The organism is Streptomyces sp. WMMB 714 (genome assembly GCF_900090125.1).
In the GTDB taxonomy this organism is placed as follows: domain Bacteria; phylum Actinomycetota; class Actinomycetes; order Streptomycetales; family Streptomycetaceae; genus Streptomyces; species Streptomyces daqingensis.
In genome coordinates this window covers 45,890-68,952 of sequence record NZ_FMHJ01000004.1, presented here as the reverse complement: position 1 = coordinate 68,952, position 23,063 = coordinate 45,890, and the positions used below count along the sequence as shown (strand labels likewise).

At 71.7% G+C, this 23,063-nt stretch carries 19 protein-coding genes, 1 pseudogene and 1 riboswitch; of the genes and pseudogenes, 12 read left to right on the top strand and 8 right to left on the bottom strand.

The window, feature by feature from the left end:
• Positions 1 to 20: 20 nt before the first annotated feature.
• From H181DRAFT_RS08045 to H181DRAFT_RS29830, 3 genes and pseudogenes are all read left to right on the top strand, one after another.
• Complete coding sequence (locus H181DRAFT_RS08045; RefSeq protein ID WP_107068705.1) at positions 21 to 773, top strand: HAD family hydrolase; 753 nt, start codon at positions 21 to 23, stop codon at positions 771 to 773.
• A 196-nt stretch (positions 774 to 969) separates the two neighbouring features.
• The gene (locus H181DRAFT_RS08040) at positions 970 to 2,730 is read left to right on the top strand and encodes a globin domain-containing protein (RefSeq protein ID WP_074467769.1); all 1,761 of its coding nucleotides are present in this window, start codon (positions 970 to 972) and stop codon (positions 2,728 to 2,730) included.
• Between the two features lie 419 nt (positions 2,731 to 3,149).
• Positions 3,150 to 3,710 (top strand): annotated as a pseudogene (locus tag H181DRAFT_RS29830) (pyridoxamine 5'-phosphate oxidase family protein); the annotation flags it as partial.
• A 945-nt stretch (positions 3,711 to 4,655) separates the two neighbouring features.
• Here H181DRAFT_RS29830 and H181DRAFT_RS08030 read toward each other — a convergent pair.
• Positions 4,656 to 5,180, bottom strand: a complete 525-nt coding sequence (locus H181DRAFT_RS08030; RefSeq protein ID WP_045863611.1) for an NUDIX domain-containing protein — start codon at positions 5,178 to 5,180, stop codon at positions 4,656 to 4,658.
• Between the two features lie 575 nt (positions 5,181 to 5,755).
• On the bottom strand, positions 5,756 to 6,880 hold the full coding sequence (locus tag H181DRAFT_RS08025; protein WP_052708499.1) for a peptidoglycan-binding protein: 1,125 nt from the start codon (positions 6,878 to 6,880) through the stop codon (positions 5,756 to 5,758).
• 204 nt (positions 6,881 to 7,084) lie between these two features.
• On the opposite strand from H181DRAFT_RS08025, the gene H181DRAFT_RS08020 reads away from it, so the two are divergent.
• Positions 7,085 to 7,405 (top strand): hypothetical protein, encoded by a 321-nt coding sequence (locus H181DRAFT_RS08020; protein ID WP_045863610.1) that lies wholly within the window; start codon positions 7,085 to 7,087, stop codon positions 7,403 to 7,405.
• Positions 7,406 to 7,542: 137 nt separating this feature from the next.
• Here H181DRAFT_RS08020 and thiC read toward each other — a convergent pair whose 3' ends face one another.
• Entirely contained in the window at positions 7,543 to 9,393 is a 1,851-nt protein-coding gene (gene thiC, locus H181DRAFT_RS08015; RefSeq protein ID WP_045863609.1) for a phosphomethylpyrimidine synthase ThiC, read from the bottom strand.
• Positions 9,386 to 9,529, bottom strand: a riboswitch (TPP riboswitch). Its footprint overlaps the gene before it by 8 nt.
• A gap of 69 nt (positions 9,530 to 9,598) precedes the next feature.
• Between thiC and H181DRAFT_RS08010 the strand changes: the two genes are divergently transcribed.
• The gene (locus H181DRAFT_RS08010; protein WP_078895591.1) at positions 9,599 to 11,113 is read left to right on the top strand and encodes a YibE/F family protein; all 1,515 of its coding nucleotides are present in this window, start codon (positions 9,599 to 9,601) and stop codon (positions 11,111 to 11,113) included.
• Here H181DRAFT_RS08010 and H181DRAFT_RS08005 read toward each other — a convergent pair.
• Both H181DRAFT_RS08005 and H181DRAFT_RS08000 read right to left on the bottom strand, forming a co-directional pair.
• Entirely contained in the window at positions 11,073 to 11,297 is a 225-nt protein-coding gene (locus H181DRAFT_RS08005) for a DUF5326 family protein (RefSeq protein ID WP_045863607.1), read from the bottom strand. The genes H181DRAFT_RS08010 and H181DRAFT_RS08005 overlap by 41 nt on opposite strands.
• A gap of 227 nt (positions 11,298 to 11,524) precedes the next feature.
• Entirely contained in the window at positions 11,525 to 11,842 is a 318-nt protein-coding gene (locus H181DRAFT_RS08000; protein WP_045863921.1) for a cupin domain-containing protein, read from the bottom strand.
• An 80-nt stretch (positions 11,843 to 11,922) separates the two neighbouring features.
• On the opposite strand from H181DRAFT_RS08000, the gene H181DRAFT_RS07995 reads away from it, so the two are divergent.
• The 4 genes from H181DRAFT_RS07995 to H181DRAFT_RS07980 are packed head-to-tail and all read left to right on the top strand — an operon-like array spanning position 11,923 to position 15,015.
• Positions 11,923 to 12,300, top strand: a complete 378-nt coding sequence (locus H181DRAFT_RS07995) for a phage holin family protein (RefSeq protein ID WP_045863606.1) — start codon at positions 11,923 to 11,925, stop codon at positions 12,298 to 12,300.
• A gap of 6 nt (positions 12,301 to 12,306) precedes the next feature.
• Positions 12,307 to 12,942, top strand: coding sequence for a low molecular weight protein-tyrosine-phosphatase (locus H181DRAFT_RS07990; RefSeq protein WP_074467768.1), 636 nt, complete (start codon positions 12,307 to 12,309; stop codon positions 12,940 to 12,942).
• Positions 12,939 to 13,841 carry a fructosamine kinase family protein gene (locus H181DRAFT_RS07985; RefSeq protein WP_045863605.1) on the top strand — a complete coding sequence of 301 codons (903 nt, stop codon included), beginning with the start codon at positions 12,939 to 12,941 and terminating at the stop codon, positions 13,839 to 13,841. The genes H181DRAFT_RS07990 and H181DRAFT_RS07985 overlap by 4 nt, the downstream gene beginning before the upstream one ends.
• Before the next feature lie 43 nt (positions 13,842 to 13,884).
• Positions 13,885 to 15,015 (top strand): cystathionine gamma-lyase, encoded by a 1,131-nt coding sequence (locus H181DRAFT_RS07980; protein WP_045863604.1) that lies wholly within the window; start codon positions 13,885 to 13,887, stop codon positions 15,013 to 15,015.
• A gap of 21 nt (positions 15,016 to 15,036) precedes the next feature.
• Here H181DRAFT_RS07980 and H181DRAFT_RS07975 read toward each other — a convergent pair whose 3' ends face one another.
• The 3 genes from H181DRAFT_RS07975 to H181DRAFT_RS07965 all read right to left on the bottom strand — a co-directional run bounded on the left by H181DRAFT_RS07975 (position 15,037) and on the right by H181DRAFT_RS07965 (position 18,810).
• Positions 15,037 to 16,044, bottom strand: coding sequence for a hypothetical protein (locus H181DRAFT_RS07975; RefSeq protein WP_045863603.1), 1,008 nt, complete (start codon positions 16,042 to 16,044; stop codon positions 15,037 to 15,039).
• 204 nt (positions 16,045 to 16,248) lie between these two features.
• Complete coding sequence (locus H181DRAFT_RS07970) at positions 16,249 to 17,385, bottom strand: metallophosphoesterase (protein ID WP_045863602.1); 1,137 nt, start codon at positions 17,383 to 17,385, stop codon at positions 16,249 to 16,251.
• Positions 17,386 to 17,685: 300 nt separating this feature from the next.
• Positions 17,686 to 18,810, bottom strand: a complete 1,125-nt coding sequence (locus H181DRAFT_RS07965) for a LacI family DNA-binding transcriptional regulator (RefSeq protein ID WP_045863601.1) — start codon at positions 18,808 to 18,810, stop codon at positions 17,686 to 17,688.
• A gap of 341 nt (positions 18,811 to 19,151) precedes the next feature.
• Between H181DRAFT_RS07965 and hisC the strand changes: the two genes are divergently transcribed.
• The 3 genes from hisC (at position 19,152) to cydB (ending at position 23,058) form a co-directional block, all read left to right on the top strand.
• Positions 19,152 to 20,231, top strand: coding sequence for a histidinol-phosphate transaminase (gene hisC, locus H181DRAFT_RS07960; protein WP_045863600.1), 1,080 nt, complete (start codon positions 19,152 to 19,154; stop codon positions 20,229 to 20,231).
• A 291-nt stretch (positions 20,232 to 20,522) separates the two neighbouring features.
• Positions 20,523 to 22,046 carry a cytochrome ubiquinol oxidase subunit I gene (locus tag H181DRAFT_RS07955; protein ID WP_175439731.1) on the top strand — a complete coding sequence of 508 codons (1,524 nt, stop codon included), beginning with the start codon at positions 20,523 to 20,525 and terminating at the stop codon, positions 22,044 to 22,046.
• A 10-nt stretch (positions 22,047 to 22,056) separates the two neighbouring features.
• Positions 22,057 to 23,058, top strand: coding sequence for a cytochrome d ubiquinol oxidase subunit II (gene cydB, locus H181DRAFT_RS07950; protein ID WP_045863599.1), 1,002 nt, complete (start codon positions 22,057 to 22,059; stop codon positions 23,056 to 23,058).
• Positions 23,059 to 23,063 lie beyond the last annotated feature (5 nt).

The window sequence follows — 23,063 nt, the reverse complement described above, 5'->3', positions numbered from 1 at the left end:
GTCCGCTCTACGATCGGCCCATGGCTCCTCCTCCGCTCTCCGTGCCCCCGCGGCCTGGCGCCGGGCAGGCGCAGGGCCGCCCCCGGCTCCACCTGTTCGACCTGGACGGGACGTTGATCCACGGTTCGTCGGCGGCCGTCGAGATCTCGCGCCAACTGGGCCTGGACAGGGAGATCCGCGAACTGGAGTCCGCGTTCTCGGCCGGGGCGCTGACACCTCCGCAGTTCGCCGCGCGCGCGTGCGAGCTGTGGTCGGAGCTGACCGACGAGCACGTGGGCCGGGCCTTCCTGGATGCGCCGTGGCTGGCGGGCATCCGCGAGGTGTGGGAGGACATCCGGTCACGCGGCGAGCACTGCGCCGTCATCTCGCTCTCGCCGGACTTCTTCGTCAGTCGACTGCTGTGGCAGGCCCCTCCGTCCCCGCACGGCGCCCTCGGCTCCCCGGACGGGGACGCCGGGTCCGCCCGTACGGGCGCCGACGCGACGTACGGATCGCGGTGGCCCGCAATCCCCTTTCGGGAGCCCGTGAATCCGGCGGGGATTCTCTCCGCGGCGGCGAAGGTACGGATAGCGGACGAACTCTGCGCGCAATTCGGTGTATCGAGAAATGAGTGCGTCGCGTACGGCGATTCGATGTCCGACGCGGAGCTGTTCGCCAGGGTGCCGACGTCGGTCGCGGTGAACGCTGACCGCCACCTGCGGGGTCTCTCCTCGTACGAGTACCGCGGGCGGGACCTCCGGGAGGCATACGGACTTGTCGGCACGCGTCCGTAATTCCTGTCAGTGGCGCCCGTCACGCGATTCGCCCGGGCTGTTCACGGGACTTGTGCGACGAAGTGACAACGGTATGGTCGAGTCCGCATCGTGCGGTACGTCAATCCGCTGCCGGTGCCCCGGGGTCGAATCACCGAAAACGTGCGAAATGCGTGACTGCGCAGATTGTCTGTAAGAGTTCGAGGCGAGGCAGACCATGACGACCACATCGGCCGGCAACGGTCCGTCCGCGGGGGACGGCGGAAGAGGCGACGGCAGAGAAGACGACGACTGGGGCTGGTTCAGCCGGCCGCAGCCGCAGGCCGGAAACCCGACCGCTGAACAAGGGACCACCTGGCACCAGGAGGAAGAGACGCGGGGGACGCGCCCCCGGGACAGTGCGGAAAGCAGCGCGGCGGGGCGGGCCACCGAAGCATGGGCCTCCCGGGATCAGGCCGGGCGCGAGCAGGCAGGACGGGAACAGGCCCCACGCGAGCAGGCCCCACGCGAACCTGGCCGTCAGCCCCTGAGCCCGGTCGGTCCGGTCGCCGCGAACGCCGGTCCCGGCGCGCTGCGCACCCGGCTCGCCGAGGCGCCCGGGCAGCCGGGAGCCACCGACGGCGGGGGTCTCGACGAGTTCGACGCCTTCGGCGGAAGCGGAAGGGACCGTCCGGCACCCGCGATCGACGTGCCCGCGATCGACGTGCCCACGCTCGACGTCCCGACCGTCGACGACGGCCTGGAACCGGCCCGCCGGCACCCCGACCCCGGAGCGCACCACGGGCCCGCGCCGGAGAGCCCGTCCTCCCCGGCGGCCGCGCCGGACGCCGACCCCGTCGAGTCACGCGACGCGATGCTCATCCGCCGCACCATGCAAGAGGTGGAACCCGTAGCCGACGCGGCGACCGCGTACTTCTACGCCCTGCTGTTCGTCGAGCACCCCGAGCTGCGCGAGCTCTTCCCGGCCTCCATGGACACCCAGCGCGACCGGCTCTTCCGCGCGCTGCTGACCGCCGTGCGCCTCGCCGAGGACCCCGACGTCCTCACCCGCTACCTCTCCGGACTGGGCCGCGGGCACCGCAAGTACGGCACCCGCCCCGAGCACTACCCGGCGGTGGGCGAGTGCCTGCTGGGCGCGCTCGCCCAGTACGCGCCCGGCACCTGGAGCCAGGAGACCGAGGACGCCTGGGTCCGCGCGTACACGCTGATCTCGCAGGTCATGATCGACGCCGCGGCCGAGGACGAGATGCGCGCCCCGGCGTGGTGGAACGCGCAGGTCGTCTCGCACGAGCTGCGCACCTCCGACATCGCGGTGATCACCCTGCGCCCCGACCAGCCGTACCCGTTCCTCGCGGGCCAGTTCACGAGCGTCGAGACGCCCTGGTGGCCGAGGGTCTGGCGGCACTACTCGTTCGCCTCCTCGCCCCGCTCGGACGGCCTGCTCACCTTCCACGTGAAGGCCGTACCGACAGGATGGGTCTCCAACGCGCTCGTCCACCGCGCCCGTCCCGGCGACGTGCTGCGGCTCGGCCCTCCCGCGGGCGGCATGACCGTGGACCACTCCACGGACGACGGTCTGCTGTGTCTCGGCGGCGGCACGGGGATCGCCCCCATCAGGGCGATGGTGGAGGATGTCGTGCAGCAGGGCCGCAGACGGCCCGTCGAGGTCTTCTACGGAGCGCGCAGCGATCACGACCTCTACGACCTGGAGACGATGCTGCGCCTGGAGGAGCGGCACGACTGGCTGTCGGTGCGGCCGGTGGTCGTCAACGGGCCGGGGGCGGGCCGTGCGCACGTCCTGTCCGGTCAACTGCCGGACGCCGTCAGGCAGTACGGCCCCTGGAACTCCTACGTCGGCTACCTGTCGGGCCCGCCCGGCATGATCCGCAGCGGCCTGGACGCCCTCGTCGAGGCGGGTGTGCCGGCCCACCGGATACGGCACGACGCGGTGGCGGAGCTGAACGTCGGGAGCGAGTAGCGGCGTCAGAAGGCAGTGTCCGGAGCACGGCACGCGGGACGTGCGCACACACCGCGCCCGCGGCAGCCAGAACCGCATAGGGCAGGCACGACAGCGACAGCAGGACAGCACGGCGGACTCCGTGCGCAGCAGAGCAGTTGGCAGAGGAAGGGGAAGGGGTCAGCGGCGTGGCAGAGGCTGATGGGGCACATCCTCGGGATGGCCAGAACGCGCGTGCGCAGCACGAGCACGAGAAGTCGGAAGCGCACTGGTTCGAGCGCCGTGACCGCCACGACCGAACGGCCTCCGGAAGCGGCCCGCGCGAGGAGGACGGCGCGGGAGCCCGGCTGAACGGGGACGGTGCGGTCCGCGAGGAACCCGGGCTCTTCGGCGGGCCGTCGCGCCCCGGCAGCGACGGTGAACGCGTGCTGCAGCGCCGGATGGGCACCACCGACCGGGCGGAGCGCTTCTACGACGAGCAGGTGCTGGACCGTCTCAACGAGCGGATGCGCGAGTTCGTGCAGCGCCAGGAGATGTTCTTCCTCGCCACGTCGGACCGCCACGGCGAGTGCGACAGCAGCTTCCGTGCCGGACCGCCCGGATTCCTCCACGTGCTGGACGAACGCACCCTGGTGTACCCGGAGTACCGGGGCAACGGCGTGCACGCCAGCCTCGGGAACATCGAGGAGAACCCGCACCTCGGCATCATGCTGATCGACTTCACCCGCGCCAGGATCGGGCTGCACGTCAACGGCCGCGCCAGCGTGCTCAGCGACGCGGAGATCCGCATGTCGCACCCGGAGCTGCCCGAGGACCCGGTGCCCGGGCGCAAGGCGCAGCTGTGGGTGCGGGTGGAGGTCGAAGAGGCCTACATCCACTGCGCGAAGCACATCCCCCAGCTGCAGCGCGCACCGAAGCGCACGGCCCGCGAGTGGGGGACGGACGACTACAAGCGCAAGGGCGGGGACTTCTTCGGCGCCGCACGCGACGCGCGCGAGCGCGGGGCCGCACACGCAACCTCACGCCAGGGCGCCGGAGCGCGCGAGCGCGTCCCGGCGGCGCGGACCGCGCAGGGGTACGCGGCGTCACGCGGGCAGCAGCAGACGCAGACGCCGCCGTCCCCGTACGACGAACTGCCGGGCTACGGGCGGGAAGAGGCGTACGAGTCCCGGAGCCACGGGGCGCAGGCCCACGAGTCCGGGGCCCGCGAGTCCCACGCGCCGGTGTACGGGGCCGGGTCGTCGGCCGCGGAGCCGGCGGGGGCGGGAAGCGCGTCGCCCGAGGCGGGAAGCGTGCCCGAGCCCGTGTCCCTGGCCGACACCACGGGCACCACGAGTGCTACGGACACCACGGGGACGGCGGCGGCGGACCCCGTCGTGCCCGATGCCGGGACCGGCGCGGCTGCCGTGACCGGTTCCGCATCAGGGAACGCCTCCGACAGCACGGCATCCGCCACGGGGACCGGGACGACGAGCAGCTCGTCCGGTACCGGCCTGCTCGGGAGCGACCGCGAATCGGCCTGGCAGCTTCCCGAGATGCCGCCGCCGCCACGGCTGCTGAACGCGCCCCCGGCCCAGCGCGGCGCCGGTTCCCAGCAGGGCGCCTCGGCGTACCCGGGGAGCTCGGACTGGCCTTCGTCGCTCTCCGCAGGTTTCGCGGCGACCTCGTCCCCGGCGCAGGGCGCGCCGACTGCCGCAGACGGGGCGTCCGGAGCGATCGCCGCACGAGGGGCGGCAGCAGGGGTACGCGGTGCCGATCCGCACGCCTGGCGGCAGGAGGCGGAGGCGGCGCTGGCCGAGGCGCAGCGACGCGGTGCGGTGAGTGGACAGGGCACGTTCCAGGGCTGGTTCGGCTGAGGGCCTGACCCGGCCGGAGGGCCCGCCCCCGGCGGAGGAGCCCCGCGGACTGCGGTCTGACGGCCGGACTGCCCGTCGGCCGTGGGCCGTTCACCCCAGATCGGGTGCCAGAAGCGCCAGGACGCCCTCGATGTTCCGCTCCAGGTAGGAGCGGAGCGCCGGCGGCACGACGTCGACGGAGGTCACGCCTTCGCGGGTGAACGGCACCCGCACGATGTCGTACTCGCCGCTCGGCTCGTCCACTTCGGGCCCGTGCCGGCGGGAGAGGTCCATGGACACCAGCCGGCAGACGAAGAAGTGCTGCACCTTCACGCCGCTCTCGCCGCTCTCCGTGGTGTGGGGCACCGTGTCGACGAAGGCGGGCACCACGTCGGTGACCTTGCCGCCGAGTTCCTCGTCCACCTCGCGGTGCAGCGCCTCGACGACGGTGCGGTCGACCCCCGGTTCGACGCCGCCGCCCGGCGTGATCCAGTACGGCTCCAGCCCGGGCTTGGTGCGTTTGATGAGGACGAGGTGCGGAGCGGCCGGAGCAGGGCCGCCGGCGGAACCGGTGCCGCCGCAGTCGAGCAGGACCGCGCGGGCGGTGCGTTTGACCACGTGACGTTCATGGGCCATGGATGAGGTCTGGCCCGCGGTGGGACGCGTCAAACTCCTCCGCCGGGACGCCCGTCGTACGCCGCGGCCCGCGCGGCGGCGCAGGACCGGCCCCGCCGCGGATGCGGAACGTCGGCCAAAATCTCCTCAGAGCTATATCGATAATGTCGCGACAGTCACTGGACATCGACGCAGAGTCAACTAACCTGGTTTTGAACGGTTCTTCGCGCGTTGAACCGTGGAACCGGGCGGTTCGAGGCATGAGGGGGGAGCCTCGAACCGCCTGTTGCGTGCGGGGCGCGGGTGCCTCGGCGTATGCCTGATGCGGGGCGCAGCGCGCAACCGGCCGTCCGGAGACTTGCGGCAGTGGTCACATGCGTGGCTCCCGTTCAAGAGCCCGTCCCCTGACCGTGGTTGACGCGTCGAAGGCGTACCGCCCCGCTTCCCGGCCACCGCGAGCGCGTCGCCCGAAGGCGTCCACGTGAGTGCGGTGACGCGGTCGGTGCGTCCGTCCAGGGTCCGCACGTGCCGGCTGTGAACCCGGCCGCCCTCCGGTCCGCCCTCCTCCGGGGTCGCCTCCGGGCCGCCCTGCGGCCCTACTTCTCCGGTGTCTTCTCGAACTTGTCGCACTGCCAGTCGCGGAAGTCGCGGTGCTTTTTCCACATGCGGTGCGCGGCCTTGATGTTCCATTCCGGGTCCAGGGCCTTTCGCGGTGTGCCGCCCATCTGCTCGACGCGGGCCTCGTAAAGCTGGAAAACCCCCCAGTTCCGGGTTCCGTTGTTGTTGGAGAGGATGTACAGCGGGTCCAGATTCGACTGGCAGCGGGCTATTGCCACCGCGCGGTCCGGTGCTTCTTCGAATACTTCGCGAATTCGCTTCTCGACGCGCTCCTCGGACCAGCTTCTGAGGTGCGTCCTTTCTTCGTAGAGTGCCCGTTTCGTCGTGTCGTCCACGACTCCGTTCGGCGTTATTCCGGCAAGGACCTGGAATGCGATGACGCGTCTCAGCGTCTCGGGCCCGAACGAGTCGTCCACGGCCAGTTCACCGCCCGCCCGCTTGAGCAGGAGCTGGACCTCCCGTACGCACTTGTCGTTCTGGCGGCCGAGGTTTATCGGCCCGTCGCAGGTGTCCGCGAAGAGCGGGCGGGAGCGCTCGTCCCGTCCGCCGTCGCTCGCGAGGCCGATTCCGACGGCGACCGCGGACACGAGGGTCACGGCGGCCGCCGCGATCAGCGGACGCCGGAACCGGCGCGAGGCAGGGGCATCCGCGGACGGTTCGGACGCGGACGGGGGGCCGGCAACTAAGGCGGCCGGCTGTTCCGCCACCGCCTCCGCCACCGCCTCCGTTGCCGCCTTCTCCGCTGTCTCCGTCTCCGCTGTCTCCGCCGGGGCCGCCGCCGTCACAGCCGCTGCCGTCGTCGCGGGCCTCCGCCCCCCGGGCTTCTTCTCCCCGATCCGCTTCTCGGCCGTCTTCGCCTCGGCCCATCTCGCCGCCCACTCCTGCCTGTCGCCGCCCAGGGCCGCGGCGATGTCCACCGCGTTGACCTGCTTGACGAGCACTTCCTGCTCGATCAGCCGATGAGCGGTGTCGTGGCTGCAGTGCGCGTCGTTGCCGATCTTGCGGAATGAGGGATTCCCGGCGCCGGCCCGCAGCGCCCGGATGTCACGGAAGAAGGCCGCCCGGACCTCGTGCGCGTCCGGTTCGTCATTGTCGTCGACCATCTGCACCCACTTGAACGGAATTGGCCTCTGCGAATCGGAACCTCGCCTGCCACGGGCCGGAACCGGTGTCCGAGGATATCCGAAGTTCTCCGAAAGCGTCCGGACTCCTGGCCTTCCGGTATCCGCGGCTGAGACGGTCCTCTGGCACGGGCACCAGACTTCATCGAATTCCTGGCCGTGGGTCCAGGGGAAAAGGAGTGCATTGTGAAGAGGATTTTCAAGCGGCTCGCCGTCTCCACCGCAGCCGTCGGGGTACTGGCATCGGGAATGGTCGTCGCCGGCACATCGGAGGCCGTGGCCGCGGCGCCCTGCGGACTGAGCTACACGGTGGGCGACGTGCCGGGCGGGCCCCTGAAGGTCGTCTACTACGACATCCGCAACTGCCACAACAAGGCGGTGAAGCGCAAGTTGGATCTCGCGGGTACCACTGACGAGGACTGCCTCACCATTCCCGCCGGACAGACGGTTTCCAGGGAGCGCATCATCGCGGGCTGGGCGGGCGTGCGGGGCATCAAGCCCTGCTGAAGCCCGTCCGACAGCCCCTGGGAATCGAACTGTCGGCGTCGCGCCCGGAGTTCAGAGCGCTGCCGTGACCGTCCTCCCGCAGAACCGGCCGCCCCGTTCGTTCGAGACGGGGCGGCCGGCCTTCCACCCGGGTTCCGTCAGCGCTCGGTCAGGGGCAGATAGACGCGGTTGCCGCCCTCCGCGAACTCACGGGACTTGGCGAGCATGCCTGCCTCGATCTCCTCCTGCCCGAGAGGACCTTCCTCACCGCCGCCGGGGCCGAACCGCTCGTTGATGTCGCGGCTGATCTTCATCGAGCAGAACTTCGGCCCGCACATCGAGCAGAAGTGGGCGACCTTCGCCCCCTCCGCGGGCAGCGTCTCGTCGTGGAACGACCGGGCGGTCTCCGGATCGAGGGCCAGATTGAACTGGTCCTCCCAGCGGAACTCGAAACGCGCGTCGGAGAGAGCGTCGTCCCAGTCCTGGGCGCCGGGGTGGCCCTTTGCGACGTCCGCCGCGTGGGCCGCGATCTTGTACGTGATCACGCCGGTCTTCACGTCGTCCCGGTCGGGCAGACCCAGATGCTCCTTGGGCGTGACGTAGCAGAGCATCGCGGTGCCCCACCAGCCGATCATGGCGGCGCCGATGCCGCTGGTGATGTGGTCGTAGCCAGGGGCCACGTCCGTGGTGAGCGGGCCGAGGGTGTAGAACGGCGCCTCGTCGCAGACCTCTTGCTGGCGGTCGATGTTCTCCTTGATCTTGTGCATGGGCACGTGGCCCGGGCCCTCGACCATGGTCTGCACGTCGTGCCGCCTGGCGATGCGGGTGAGCTCTCCCAGCGTCTCCAACTCGGCCATCTGCGCGGCGTCGTTGGCGTCGGCGACGCAGCCGGGTCGCAGCCCGTCACCGAGGGAGAAGGTGACGTCGTAGGAGCGCAGGATCTCGCACAGCTCGGAGAAGTGCGTGTAGAGGAAGCTCTCCTCGTGGTGCGCCAGGCACCACGCGGCCAGGATCGACCCGCCCCGCGAGACGATCCCGGTCCTGCGGCGTGCCGTCAGCGGGACGTAGCGCAGCAGCACCCCGGCGTGCACCGTCATGTAGTCGACGCCCTGTTCGCACTGCTCGACGACGGTGTCCCTGTAGACGTCCCATGTCAGCTCCTCCGCCTTGCCGTTCACCTTCTCCAGCGCCTGGTAGAGCGGCACCGTGCCGATGGGGACGGGGGAGTTGCGCAGCACCCACTCGCGGGTGGTGTGGATGTTGCGGCCGGTGGACAGATCCATGACCGTGTCGGCGCCCCACCGGGTCGCCCACGTCATCTTCTCCACCTCCTCCTCGATGGAGGAGGTGACGGCCGAGTTGCCGATGTTGGCGTTGACCTTCACGAGGAAGTTCCTGCCGATGACCATCGGCTCGGTCTCCGGATGGTTGACGTTGGCGGGCAGGACGGCACGGCCCGCGGCGATCTCGTCGCGTACGAACTCGGGCGTGCGCTTCTCGCGGATCGCCGCGTACTCCATCTCCGGCGTGACCAGGCCGCGCTTGGCGTAGGCGAGTTGGGAGACGGCCTCCCGGTGGCCGCCGGACCGTGCCCGGCGGGGCCTGCGGGCGCGGCCGGGGAAGACGGCGTCGAGTCCGTCGAGCCCGGCAGATTCGCCTCCGCCGCCGACGCGGCCGCGCGGGACGGCGCCTCCCCGTGGAGTGGTGTGCCTGATTCCGTCGTCCTCGGGCCGCAGTTCACGGCCCGCGTACTCTTCCGTGTCGTCTCGTTCGATGATCCAGTTCTGGCGCAGCGGGGGAAGGCCGCGGCGCACGTCGGTTTCGATGGCGGGATCGGTGTACGGCCCGGACGTGTCGTAGAGCGTGACGTCCTTGCCGTCGGTGAGGTGCACGCGGCGGACCGGGACCCGCAGGTCGGGGCGCGAACCGCTCAAGTAGCCCTTGTGCCAGCCGAGCCCGGTGGGCCCGGACGCGGCGGACGAAGGCGTGTGTGCATCCTGCATGGTCATGCGACCAACTCCCTACGCCGGCATTACCCGGTAACAGGTTCGGCGGTCGGCGCAGCCTTCTCCGTTTCCGCGCGAACGGCTGTACGGAAGTCAGCGCCCTCTCAGCCCCGTGCTCGGAGCTCCCGCGATGTGCAAAGGCGTACTCACGCTAGTGCTATGGCAACAGGACTGACCAGAGCGCCTCCGGTATTGCGATGATCGGGGCGTGACACCGACACCTCCGTTCCGTCCCGGCAGCCCCGCCGGAAACACGGGACACGATGCTGAAGGCCCGGACCGCGGCCCCGCCCGCGCCGGCCTCCGCGACCGCTCCTCCGCGGATGCTCCCGCCCCCGCCCCCGCGAGCGGCCACGCCCACAGCCACGGCCACTCTCACGGCCACGGGCCCCCTGCCCCCGTCTCCCGCCACCTGCGGAAAGTCATCGCGGCGGTGCTCATCCCCTTCGCCGTCGCCGTCGCCGCCGGCCTCGTCTCGCTCTGGCCCGGCGGGGTCCCCGGCCACGACGAGGACACGGGCCTCGGCTTCGACCGGCCCACCCTCGCGGCACGCGTCACGGCGGTGAAGGTCGTCGACTGCAAGGACGTGAACGTCCGGCCGCCCACCGGCCAGCCCGGTCAGCCGCCCGGTGAGTCCGGCGCGCAGGGGCGGGCCGGGAAGGGCGACGCCTGCCGCAAGGCGACCGTCGAGGTCGCCGAAGGCAAGGACAAGGGGGACACCTTCACCGAGGTCGTGCCGCCCGACGCCACCCGCACCTACTCGGCCGGGCAGGACGTGGTGGTGGCGTACGCGGCGAACGCCCCTCGCGAGCTGCGCTACAGCGTCGTCGACGTCGACCGGGACGTCCCGGTCGTGCTGCTGGCGGGCGTGTTCGCGCTCTTCGTCGTACTCGTCGGAAGGATGCGCGGCATGCTCGCGCTGGCCGGTCTGGCCGTGAGCTTCGCAGTGCTGTCGTTCTTCATCCTGCCCGCGATACTGCAGGGTTCGAATCCGCTGGTGGTGGCGGTCGTCGGAGGCAGCGCGATCATGCTGACGACGCTGTACCTCTGCCACGGGTTCTCCGCGCGTACCTCCGTGGCCGTGGTCGGGACGCTGATATCGCTGCTGCTCATCGGCGTGCTCGGCTCGCTCTTCATCGACTGGGCACGGCTCACGGGCAACACCGACGACCAGACCGGCCTCGTCCACGGTCTCTTCCCCGGCATCGGCATCCAGGGTCTGCTGCTCGCGGGCGTACTGATCGGCTCGCTGGGCGTGCTCGACGACGTGACGGTGACGCAGACGTCAGCCGTGTGGGAGCTGAAGCAGGCCGATCCGGGGGCGGGCTGGCGGAAGCTGTACGGCGCGGCCATGCGCATCGGCCGCGATCACATCGCCTCCGTCGTCAACACGCTGGTGCTGGCGTACGCGGGTGCCGCACTGCCGCTGATGCTGCTGTTCTCCATCGCGCACAGCAGCGTCTCCACGGTGGCGACGAGCGAGGTCGTGGCGGAGGAGATCGTCCGCACCCTCGTCGGCTCGATCGGCCTCGTCGCGTCCGTCCCGGTCACGACGCTGCTGGCGGCGCTCGTGGTGTCCGCGGACCGCCGGGGCACCGTCCCGGCAGCGGCCGGGGCGGCGGGCGGCGCCTCCCCGGCGCCCGCGGCCGCTCACGCGGGGCGCGAGGGTGCGCCCGCTCCCGTCACCAGTCGTCGCGGCGGGAGGAGGAGGAAGCCGAAGTGAAGTGCCGCACGACGTAGATGAGGCCGCCGACCAGAGCGGCGAAGATCAGCAGCTTGAAGAGGAGCCCGACGAGGAATCCGACGACGCTGAGGATCAGGCCGCCGAAGACAGCGACGGCGATCAGCGGGATCGCGACCCACTTGACCCACCACGGCAGGCTTCTCATGATCCCCTTGGCGTCCATTGAACCGCTCCCGATGGCCGGCCGGCCCGTGTGCGGACCGGTGAAGTGCGAACTCCGCGGCAGGTCCTGCCGCCTTCCGACTCCGATGCTAGGACTCGCCGGTCCGCGGCGGGAGGGCCGGAGCCCCCGGTCCTCCCCTGAACCGCCCCCTACGCCGACCCTGAGCCCGGCCCGTCCGGCCGCCTCCTGAGAGCTGACACCGCCCGGGCCCGCGGCACCCGGCGGTGTCAGCTCTCAGGAGGCGCGAAGACGACCATCATCCGCAGGTCCTCGCTGATGTGGTGGAACTTGTGCGGCGTCCCGGCCGGCACGTACACGACGCTGCCGCGTGCGACGGCGGTCGTCTCGGTGCCGACGGTGATCGCCCCGCGTCCGCTGACGACGAGATACACCTCGTCCTGCCGGTGCGGCTGCTGCGGGTCGACGGTGCCGCGGTCGAGGGCGTAGAGACCCGCCGACATGTGGCGTTCGCGAAGGAACTGAAGGTATGCCCCGTCGTTGGCGGCCCGCTGGGCCTCCAACTCGTCCAGCCGGAACTCCTTCATCTCGCTGCCCACCCCGCTCTTCCGTCCGCCCGCCAGGGACCCCGTGTGCTGCCGGAGCCCGGCTCTGCCACGATCACACTATGACGAATTTCCTCATCAAGACGCTCGCCAACGCAGCCGCCCTCGCGGTGGCCACATGGCTGGTCTCCGGCGTCGACGTCACCGGCACCGGCACCGGCGAGAAGACGCTCACGCTGATCATCGTGGCACTGATCTTCGGTGTGGTGAACTTCGTGGTGAAGCCGCTGCTGAAGTTCTTCTCGATGCCGCTGCTGATCCTCACGCTGGGTCTCTTCACGCTCGTCATCAACGCCCTGATGCTGATGCTCACCTCCTGGGTGTCGGACCAGCTGGACGTCAACTTCGATGTGGACGGCTTCGGTCCGGCCTTCCTGGGCGGCCTCGTCATCTCCATCGTGGCCTGGGCGCTGCACATGGTTCTGCCCGACCGGGACTGAGGCGGCATGCACGAGTACAGCGTCTGCTTCGTCTGCACCGGCAACATCTGCCGCTCCCCCATGGCGGAGGCCGTCTTCCGCGCCCGGATCGCGGAGGCGGGACTGGACGGCCAGGTCGTCACCAGCAGCGCGGGCACCGGGGGGTGGCACGCCGGAGACCCCGCGGACCCCCGCACGGCCGCGCTGCTGGAGGAGACGGGATACGAACTGGACCACGTGGCACGGCAGTTCGTCCGGGACGGATTTGCGGGCCACGATCTCGTCGTCGCCCTCGACGAAGGCCACGCCCGTGAACTGCGGGCGTTGGCGCCCACACCGGGCGACGAGGCGAAGATCCGGCTCCTGCGCGGCTACGACCCCACGGCCGCCGAGGACGACGGCTTCGGCTTCGACGTCCCCGACCCCTACTACGGCGGGCCCGAGGGCTTCGAGGAGTGCCTCCGGCTCGTCGAGGCGGCGGTGCCCGGACTGATCGCCGAGGTCGCCGCGACGCTGGAGCAGCGTGCGGGGGACCGGGGCGACGGCGGGGCCGGGGACTCCGGCGGAAGCGGCGCGGGCACGGCCGCCCACGGCGGCGGAAGAAGAGACAACAGCACGGGACGCCCCCTCGCGGGCGAGCACAGCACAGGAGAGCACCCATGAACGCCGTCGCCGACCGCGTGGCGCAGCTGACCGACGCCGCCGAGGCAACCGGGGCGTACCCGTTGCCCGGCGGGGACATCTGCGACGCCTGGCGCATCACCCTGCGCGGCGGCCCGCTCGGCCCCCACAGCACCGTCTTCGCCAAGTCGCTGGCAGACCCGCCGCCGGGCTTCTTCGAAGCGGAGGCCGCGGGGCTGGCGATGCTCGCCGTCACCGGCGAGGTGGCGGTCCCGCGCGTCCTGGCCGTCGCCGACGACGTGCTGGTGCTGGAGTGGGTCGAGCCCGCGTACGGAAGCCCGTCCGCCCAGGAGGCCGAGAGGTTCGGACGGGACCTCGCCGCGCTGCACGACATCAGCGGCACCGTCTCCTACGGCACCCCCGGACGAGCCGCCTACCTGGGCACCCTCCCCCTGCCGAGCCCCGACGAGAACGTCGCCGACCCCGCCGACTGGCCCCGCTTCCACGCCGAGTACCGGCTGCGGCCCTTCCTGCGCGAGGCGTTCGACCGGGGCGGCATATCCGCGTCCGACACCCTCGACGTGGAGCAGCTGTGCGAGGAGATCGGCAAGGTGGCCGGGCCGCCGCAGCCTCCGGCGCTGATCCACGGCGACCTGTGGTCCGGCAACGTGCACTGGGCGGCGGACGGCCGGGCCAGGCTGATCGATCCCGCGGCTCAGGGCGGCCATCCCGAGACCGACCTGGCGCTCCTGGAGCTGTTCGGCTGCCCCGAGCTCTCCCGTATCCTCGCCGCGTACGAAGAGGTACGTCCCATCGAGGGCCGCGCGGAGCGTGTCCCTCTCCACCAGCTGCAGCACCTGCTCGTGCACGCGGTCCTCTTCGGCGGCGCGTACGGCGCGAAGTGCGGGGAGGCGGCACGGGCCGCGCTGCGCCAGGGCTGACGGCCCGGCCCGCGCCGGCCCGGCCGTCCGACAGGAGAGCACCATGAGCACCGACCGCGACGCGACCCGGGTCGTACGGGCGGGCCTTCCCGACGAGGAGGCCTACGCCCCGCCGCTGCCCGGCCCCGTCTTCGCCGCCCACTACCACCTCCCCGGTGACGTCGCCGGCGCCCCCTACGCCTACGGCCGCGACGCCAACCCCACCTGGACCGGCCTGGAGAGCGCCATCGGCGAGCTGGAGTGCCCCGGGGACGAGGCGGCGCGCACCGTCGCGTTCGCCTCCGGGATGGGCGCGATCTCCGCGGTGCTGCTCTCCCGCGCCCGTCCCGGCAGCGTCTTCGTACTGCCCGACGACGGGTACAACCTGCTGGCCGCCATGCGGGAGCGGCTCGAGGCCTTCGGTGCCGAGGTCCGCACCGCGCCGACGGCCGGTGACGCCCAACTCGCCCAGCTCGACGGGGCGTCGCTGCTGTGGATCGAATCGCCGTCGAACCCGGGGCTCGACGTGTGCGACATCCGGCGGCTGGCCGCCGCGGCACGCGAGCGCGGCGTCCTCGTCGCCGTCGACAACACGCTGGCCACGCCCCTGGGGCAGCGCCCGCTCGAACTCGGCGCCGACTTCTCGGTGGCCAGCGGCACCAAGGCGCTCACCGGGCACGGCGACATCCTGCTCGGCTACGTCACCTGCCGCGACCAGGAGCTCGCGGACTCCGTCCGGCTGTGGCGCAAGCACGTAGGCGCCATCCCTGGCCCCATGGAGGCCTGGCTCGCGCACCGTTCGCTGGCGACGCTCGACGTACGCACCCGGCGTCAGGCGGAGAACGCGCGGGCCGTCGCCGAGGCCCTGCTGGAGCGGCCGGACGTCACCGGTGTACGCCACCCCGGGCTCCCCGGCGACCCGGCGCACGAGGTGGCGGCGCGGCAGATGAGCCTCTTCGGCTGCGTCGTCTCCTTCACGCTGCCAGGCAAGGCGGAGGCGGAACGGTTCCTCGGTGCGCTGCGCCTCGTCGACGACGCGACCAGCTTCGGCGGCCTCCGCTCCACGGCGGAACGGCGCGGCCGCTGGGGCGGGGACGCCGTGCCGGAGGGCTTCGTGCGCATGTCGGTCGGCGTGGAGGACGCCGCGGACCTCGTGGCGGACGTCCGGCAGGCGCTCGACGTGGCGGGCGGCTGAACGGGGGCGGCTGAACCGGCCCTACCTCGGCGGGTGTTCGGGCCCTCCGTACTCCGGGCTCGAGTAGTCGGGGCTGGAGTAGCGGGGGCGTACGCTCCGCTCCTCCTTGCCGTCGGAGGGGCTGCGGCTGGAGAAGTCCGGGTGCGAGTAGCCGAGCCGGGGCGTGCGCTCGGCACGCCGCGTCTGTCCGTCGCGCGGCTGCTCGCCCGCCGGGCCCTCGCCGGGGGCGGGGGCGTAGCTGGACGGTGCCCGGCTGCCCGGTTCGTCCGCGAGGGCGCCGGTCAGGAACGGGACTATGCCCCGCTCCAGGAGCGCCTCACGCCAGGCGGCCCGTGCCTTAACGAGTTCCTCCGTGCGGCCCGCGCGGCCCGGCGTTCCCGAGCCGGCAGCCGCCTGCTCCTCGGCCGCCTTCCGCCGTGCGCCGGCCCCGTTGCGCAGGGCGGTCAGCCACAACTCGACCATGCCGACGACGGTTCCCGCGGCGGCGAGCACGGCGAAGACCCAGCCGGCGCCCCGCATGGGGGCGGCTATCGACGGCTCGGGCGTCACGGCGTGCAGCGCGTACCCCAGCAGCAGGAAGATCACCGCCGCCGTCCCCGCGAGCAGCGGCACCAGCACGGACACCATCGCCAGCAGCCCGGCTCCCGCGGACTCGGCCGGGTCCTGGACGCCGCCGGCGGGGCCCGTCTCCTCCGGGCGGGAGGCGTCCGCTGCCGCGTCGCCGGAACCGGCGTCCGCACCCGCACGGGCTCCGGCGGCAGCGGCCGTCCGCGATGTCCTGGCCGCCTGCCCGGCGGGCTGCCGCAACTCGGTGCGCAGCGCGACGAAATGGGCGTACTCCTCGGCGGCGTTGCCGGCGATGGCGCTGGCCGCGCTGAGGGCCATGGTCCGGAGCTGCTCGGCCTTGAGCCGCTCGCCCAGCCCCGCGAGGGCGGGACGGCGGGCCGCCGTACGCAGTGCCTCGTCCACGGCCCGCTCGAACTCGGGCCGGTCCTCGGGCAACAGGTGCGGAGCGCTGTTCATGTGCATCCCCCGATGCTCCGTAAGGCCGTGAAGGCCGGTCGGCGGGCGGGGCAGCCACGGCGACGGGTAGGGGAACTCGCTGCGGCAGGACCGATGGTAGAGGGAGTCCGGCACCCCTTGATGAAGAGTTTCCGGTAATTGGCCCTTCCCGGCAACGTGTTCCGCGCCGTCCGCGCCCGTGCGTGAAGTTCTGCGCCCGCCCCTGAACGGCTATTCCGTCAGCGGCAGTTGCGTGACGAGCAGCTTTCCGGCCATGGTCACGCCGCCGTCCATGGCCAGCGCCAGCCCGTCCGCGTAGACGTGCGGGCCGGTCACGTCGGGCGCGTCCTCCTCGTCCTCGCTGCCCACATCGCCCAGCAGGTACGGGATCGGGCTGTGGCCGTGGACGATGCGCTCGCCGCCGAAGACGGAGAGCAGGCCCCGGGCGTTCTCCGGGCCCGTGCCGTCGCGGAACGCGAACCGCTTGGTGAACTTGCGGAACATGTCCCACGTTTCGTCGGCGTCGTTGCGCTGGAGCGCCACCGTGACGGCGTCGTTGACCGCGTCGATGGTGGTGCCGTAGTCGAGGTAGCAGGTGGCGTCGGAGTGCAGCAGCAGGTGCCCGTCGGCGAGGGCCATCGCGTCCAGCCGCGACATCCACTGCACGTGGTGGTCCTGCAGGCGCTCCATGTCGGAGCGCTGACCGCCGTTGAGGAGCCAGGCCGCCTGGAAGGAGGCCGTGCCCGCGCCGGAGTTGACGGGGGTGTCCCCGAAGCGTTTCGCGCCGATGAGCAGCAGTTCGTGGTTGCCCATCAGGGCCTTGCAGTAGCCGCCCGCGGCGGCGGCCTGTGCCGAGAGGTCCATCACCAGGTCGATGACGCCGATCCCGTCCGGGCCGCGGTCGGTGAAGTCGCCGAGGAACCACAGGCGGGCGTTGCCCGCGATCCAGTCGTCGTTTGCGTCGATGATCCCCGCACCGCGCAGCGCCTCGCGCAGCTCGTCGAGGTAGCCGTGCACGTCCCCGACGACGAAGAGCGAACCCTCGCCCTCGTTGGTGGTGCCGGGCTTCGGCACGTCCACGAGGGTGGGCTCCGGTTCGCCGTTCCCGTCGCGGGTGATGACCGGCAGGTCGCGTTCGGTGGGTGTGTAGCCGTCGGGCTCCTCCGGCCGGGGCGGCTCCTCCCGTACGGGCGCGGAGGCCGCCGCCGGGGGCAGGAGAGGTGCGGGCGTACCGGCCTGCGCGGGGGGAACGGCCGGTGCGGGCGGAACGGCAGCACCGCCGAACCCGTCCCCCTGCGCGGTCGCGCCGCCGCCCTGCCACATCGCGGGTCCCTGACCGGCCCCCTGAGTCATCGACCCCTCCACCATCGCGCGCCGCCGTGCACCTGCCCGGACCTTGCCCTGCCTGCCGCGGCGGGGAGTTCCCGCCTGTCGCCTCTCTGCGCCGGCCCACACGTCCGTGGCTCCCACGGTTTCACAGGTCGAGGGCGGGTCCCGGTGTCGTGCGCCCATCATAGGAACGCCGGTAGCGGCTTGCGACGCACCTGGGGGTGGCAATTGAGGCTCGTGCACGCGACGGTGGCGCATTCCTCCGGAAATCTTCCTCTCGTCCCCGCGCGGAGGGTCCGTCAGCCGCACGGCACGGACGGCCCGGAGGGGCCGCGGCCGTCATTCGGGGCCCGGGGAGCGCGGCGCGCTGACCGTCTTGCGGGGCGGGCGGCGCTGCGAGGACGTACGGACGATGAGGTCGGTCGGCATGACCTGGTGCACGGGTGACTTCGGACCGACGCCCTCGATGGCGTCGATGAGTAACTGGATGACGGTGTTGCCGATTCTGCCGGGCTTCAGGGAGAGCGTGGTGATGGGCGGTTCGGTGCTGGCGTAGACGGTGGACTCGCTGCAGCACACCAGCAGCAGGTCCTCCGGTACGCGCAGCCCGTAGCGCCGCGCCGCCGCGAGCAGGTCGGTGCCGTTGGGGTCGAAGAGGCCGTAGACGGCGTCGGGGCGGTCGGGCCGTGCCAGCAGCCGGTCCGCGGCGACCGCGCCGGCGCAGGGGTCGTGGGCGGGGTAGGTCTCGTAGACCGGTTCCTGGCCGACGCGCGTGCACCAGTCGAGGTAGGCGGCGGTGGACAGCCGCGTGTAGGTGTCGGTGCTGGTGCCGGTGAGCAGCCCGATCCGGCGGGCGCCCGACTCGGCGAGGTGGTCGAGGAGACCGCGCACCGCCGCCTCGTGGTCGTTGTCGACCCACGCGGTGACGGGCAGCGAGCCGGCGGGGCGGCCGTCGGAGACCACCGGCAGTCCGGAGCGCACGAGTTCGGTGACGACGGGGTCCTCGTCGGAGGGGTCGATGACGACGGTGCCGTCGAGCGCGACGTTGGACCACAGGTCGTGGCGGGAGGTGGCGGGCAGGATGACCAGCGCGTATCCCCGGGCCAGCGCGGCCGAGGTGGCCGCACGCGCCATCTCCGCGAAGTAGGCGAACTCGGTGAAGGTGAACGGTTCTTCGCCGTACGTCGTCACGGTGAGCCCGATCAGGCCGGACTTCCCGGTGCGGAGCGTGCGGGCGGCCGCCGACGGGCGGTAGCCGAGGCGCTCGGCGACCTCGCGGACGTGCCGGCGGGTGGCCTCGGGCAGCCTGCCCTTGCCGTTGAGGGCGTCGGAGACAGTCGTGATGGATACACCGGCCGCGGCGGCGACATCGCGGATGCCCGCGCGCCCGTTCAGCCGGCTCCCCCCGCGTGCCCGGCGCGAGGCCGATGCCCGGCTTACCTGATGCTTCTCTGCTGCTGTCATGGCGCCCCGATCGTAGGCCCGCGGCGGAGGGGGTGACGGACGCCGCGGAGGAGGGCCAGAAGGCACGATTCTGCATGTGTCCCTGGCATCAACAACCTTTAAAACTACGGTAGTTGACGCCCCGTCATAAACTTTGCCTCCCGTTCGGGCGATTGCGCCCGCGGACACGGTGATGTTTCGAGGAGGTCTCAACTCACACTCATGAGTGACGCGCGCCACCGCTCCCGCCACCAGCGCGGTAGTGCGTGGGGGAGCTCATGCCGCACACCCGTACGCCCTGTTCCGCATTCCTCTTATGGTGAGCAGTATTGAAGTCCGAGTCGGGACGAGGAGGAACAGCGGTGAGTGAGAAGACGCCCAGGCTGCGCGGCGCGCTCGAGGGGATCCCCACCTACAGGCCCGGCCGGCCGGCCGCCTCCGGAACGGCCGCCTACAAGCTGTCCTCCAACGAGAACCCCTACCCCCCGCTGCCGGGCGTCCTGGAGACGATGACGGCGGCCTCGGCGGCCGCCAACCGGTATCCGGACATGGCCTGCACGGCCCTGATGGCCGAACTGGCGGAGCGCTTCGACGTCCCCGTCGAGCACGTGGCCACCGGCACCGGCTCCGTCGGCGTCGCCCAGCAGCTGCTCCAGAGCACCGCGGGCCCGGGCGACGAGGTGGTCTACGCCTGGCGGTCCTTCGAGGCCTACCCGATCATCACCCAGATCTCCGGCGCCACGTCGGTGCGGGTCCCGCTGACCGAGGGCGAGGAGCACGACCTGGACGCGATGGCCGACGCGGTCACCGGGCGCACCAGGCTGATCTTCGTCTGCAACCCCAACAACCCCACGGGCGTGGCCATCCGCCGGGACGCCCTGGAGCGTTTCCTGGACCGGGTGCCGGAGGACGTCCTGGTCGTACTGGACGAGGCGTACCGCGAGTTCGTCCGCGACGGGAGCGTCCCGGACGGGATCTCCCTCTACCGCGACCGCCCCAACGTCTGCGTGCTGCGCACCTTCTCGAAGGCGTACGGCCTGGCGGGGCTGCGGGTCGGCTTCGCCGTGGCCCACGAACCGGTCGCCGCCGCGCTGCGCAAGACCGCCGTGCCGTTCGGGGTCAGCCAGATCGCCCAGGACGCCGCGGTGGCGTCGCTGCGCAGCGAGGACGCGCTGCTGGAGCGGGTGGAGACGCTCGTGGCCGAGCGGGCCCGCGTCTCGCGCGAGCTGGTGGCGCAGGGCTGGACGGTCCCCGAGTCGCAGGCCAACTTCGTGTGGCTGCGGCTGGGCGAGCGTACGGGCGACTTCGCGGCGGCGTGCGAGAAGGCGGGTGCGGTGATCCGACCGTTCGCGGGTGAGGGGGTGCGCGTCACGGTGGGGGAGAGCGAGGCGAACGACATCTTCCTGCGGGCCGCCGCCGCCTTCCGCAAGAACGAGCTCTGACCACACGGCCGGCGCGGCCCCTCCGTCCGCGTGCCGGCGAGACGACGGCGGCCCGTCCGCCCTGCCCTCACCGGGCGGGCGCAGGCGGGCCGCCGTCGTCGTGGCCGTCCGTCCGGCCGGGCAGATGTGGCCTTCCTCCCTTTTCAGGACCCCCGCTGCGCGAGCGGCCCGGTGTGGTCGTAGCATTACTTGTGAATGTGAACGCATTCACAAGTGAACTCGGCGGGCCCCGGCGTTCCTGACGCGACCAGGAGGAACGCGGGGCGCGGTGGAAGGCAAAGGAGAGAGCCGGTGGAGATCACAGCTCTGGCGCCGGAGACGCTGGCACGTTGGCAGTTCGGCGTCACGACCGTCTACCACTTCCTCTTCGTCCCCCTGACGATCTCGCTGGCCTCCCTCGTCGCCGGGCTCGAGACGGCGTGGGTGCGCACCGGCAAGGAGAGGTACCTGCGGGCCACCAAGTTCTGGGGGAAGCTCTTCCTGATCAACATCGCCATGGGAGTGGTGACGGGGATCCTTCAGGAGTTCCAGTTCGGGATGAACTGGTCGGACTACTCGCGCTTCGTCGGGGACGTGTTCGGCGCCCCGCTCGCCTTCGAGGCGCTCATCGCCTTCTTCTTCGAGTCGACCTTCATCGGGCTGTGGATCTTCGGCTGGGACAAGCTGCCCAAGCGCCTCCACGCGGCGTGCATGTGGATGGTCGCCCTCGGCACCGTCCTGTCCGCCTACTTCATCCTCGCCGCCAACTCCTGGATGCAGCACCCCGTGGGCTACCGCATCAACCCGGACAACGGCAGGGCCGAACTCACCGACATCCTCCGCGTACTCACGCAGAACACCGCCGTCGCGCAGTTCGCGCACACGCTGGCCGCGGCGTTCCTCACGGGCGGGGCGTTCGTCGTCGGCGTCGCCGCGTACCACCTCGTACGGGGGAGGCACGTGGCGGTGATGCGCTCCTCGCTGCGGCTGGGGCTGGTCACGCTCGTCGCCGCCGGGGCGCTCACGGCCGTCTCCGGCGACCGGCTGGGGAAGATCATGTACGACCAGCAGCCGATGAAGATGGCCGCCGCCGAGGCCCTGTGGGAGACGCAGGCGCCCGCGCCCTTCTCGCTCTTCGCCTACGGGGACGTCGACGAAGGCCACAACAAGGTCGCCGTCGAGGTGCCGGGGCTGCTCTCCTTCCTCGCGCACGACGACTTCTCCGCGGCCGTCCCCGGCATCAACGACACGCAGAAGGCGCTCCAGGAGAAGTACGGCGACGGGACGGGCATCTCCGACTTCCGGCCCAACATCCCCGTCGCCTACTGGTCGTTCCGCTGGATGATCGGCTTCGGCATGACGTCGCTGGCGCTGGGGGCCGCCGGCCTCTACCTCACCCGGCGCAGGCTCTGGCTCTCCCCGCGGCTCCGCACGTCCGGCGACGAGGTCCCCGTCCTCGCCCTCACCCGCGACCGCGCGGCCGGACCCGCCCTCACCCGCTGGTACTGGCGGCTCGCGCTGCTGACCATGGCGTTCCCGCTCGTTGCCAACGCCTGGGGGTGGATCTTCACCGAGACCGGTCGGCAGCCGTGGGTCGTCTACGGCGTGCTGCCCACGTCCGCGGCGGTCTCGCCCAGCGTGAGCCAGGGCGAGGTCATCACGTCGATGTCCGTGTTCATCGCGCTGTACGCCGTCCTCGCCGTCGTCGAGGTCAGGCTGCTCGTGAAGTACGTCAAGGCCGGGCCCCCGGAGCTGACCGGCGCCGACCTCGACCCGCCCACCCGGATCGGCGGTCACGACGCCGACGCCGACAGGCCGATGGCCTTCTCGTACTGAGGAGAGAGCGATGCAACTGCACGACGTCTGGTTCGCCGCCATCGGCGTGCTGTGGACCGGCTACTTCTTCCTGGAGGGCTTCGACTTCGGCATCGGCGTCCTCACCCGCCTCCTCGCACGCGACCGGACGGAACGCCGGGTGCTCATCAACACCATCGGACCGGTCTGGGACGGCAACGAGGTGTGGCTGCTGACCGCGGCGGGGGCGACCTTCGCGGCCTTCCCCGACTGGTACGCGACGCTCTTCTCGGGCTTCTACCTGCCGCTGCTGCTCGTCCTCGTCTGCCTCATCGTGCGCGGCGTGGCCTTCGAGTACCGCGCGAAGCGTCCGGAGCGCAGCTGGCAGGACCGCTGGGAGGCGGCGCTGTTCGTCACCTCGCTGCTGCCGGCGTTCCTCTGGGGCGCCGTCTTCGCCAACATCGTGCGGGGCGTGCCGATCGACGCGCGGAAGGACTACGCCGGGACGACCGCCGACCTGTTCGGCCCCTACGCGCTGCTCGGCGGGCTGGCGACGCTCGCCCTCTTCACCTTCCACGGCAGCGTCTTCGCCGCCCTGAAGACCACGGGCGCCATACGCCTGCGGGCGCGGCGGCTCGCGGGCCGCCTCGGTCTCGCCGCCGCCGCCGTGCTGGCCGCCTTCCTCGTGTGGACGCAGCTGCACACCGGCGGCACGGGGAGCCTCACCGCGCTCGCGGTGGCCCTGGCCGCCCTGCTCGCCGCTGTGCTCGCGAACAGGGCGGGCCGGGAGGGCTGGGCCTTCGGGCTGTCCGGCGTGACCGTCGCCGCCACGGTGGCCATGCTCTTCCTCGCGCTCTTCCCCGACGTGATGCCGTCCTCGCTCGACCCCGACTGGAGCCTGACGGCCGAGGGCGCGGCCTCCAGCCCGTACACGCTGAAGATCATGAGCTGGTGTGCGGCCTTCGCCACACCGGTCGTCCTCCTCTACCAGGGGTGGACATACTGGGTCTTCCGCAAGCGCATCGGCACGCAGCACATCGCCGGCAACCACTGAGGTCA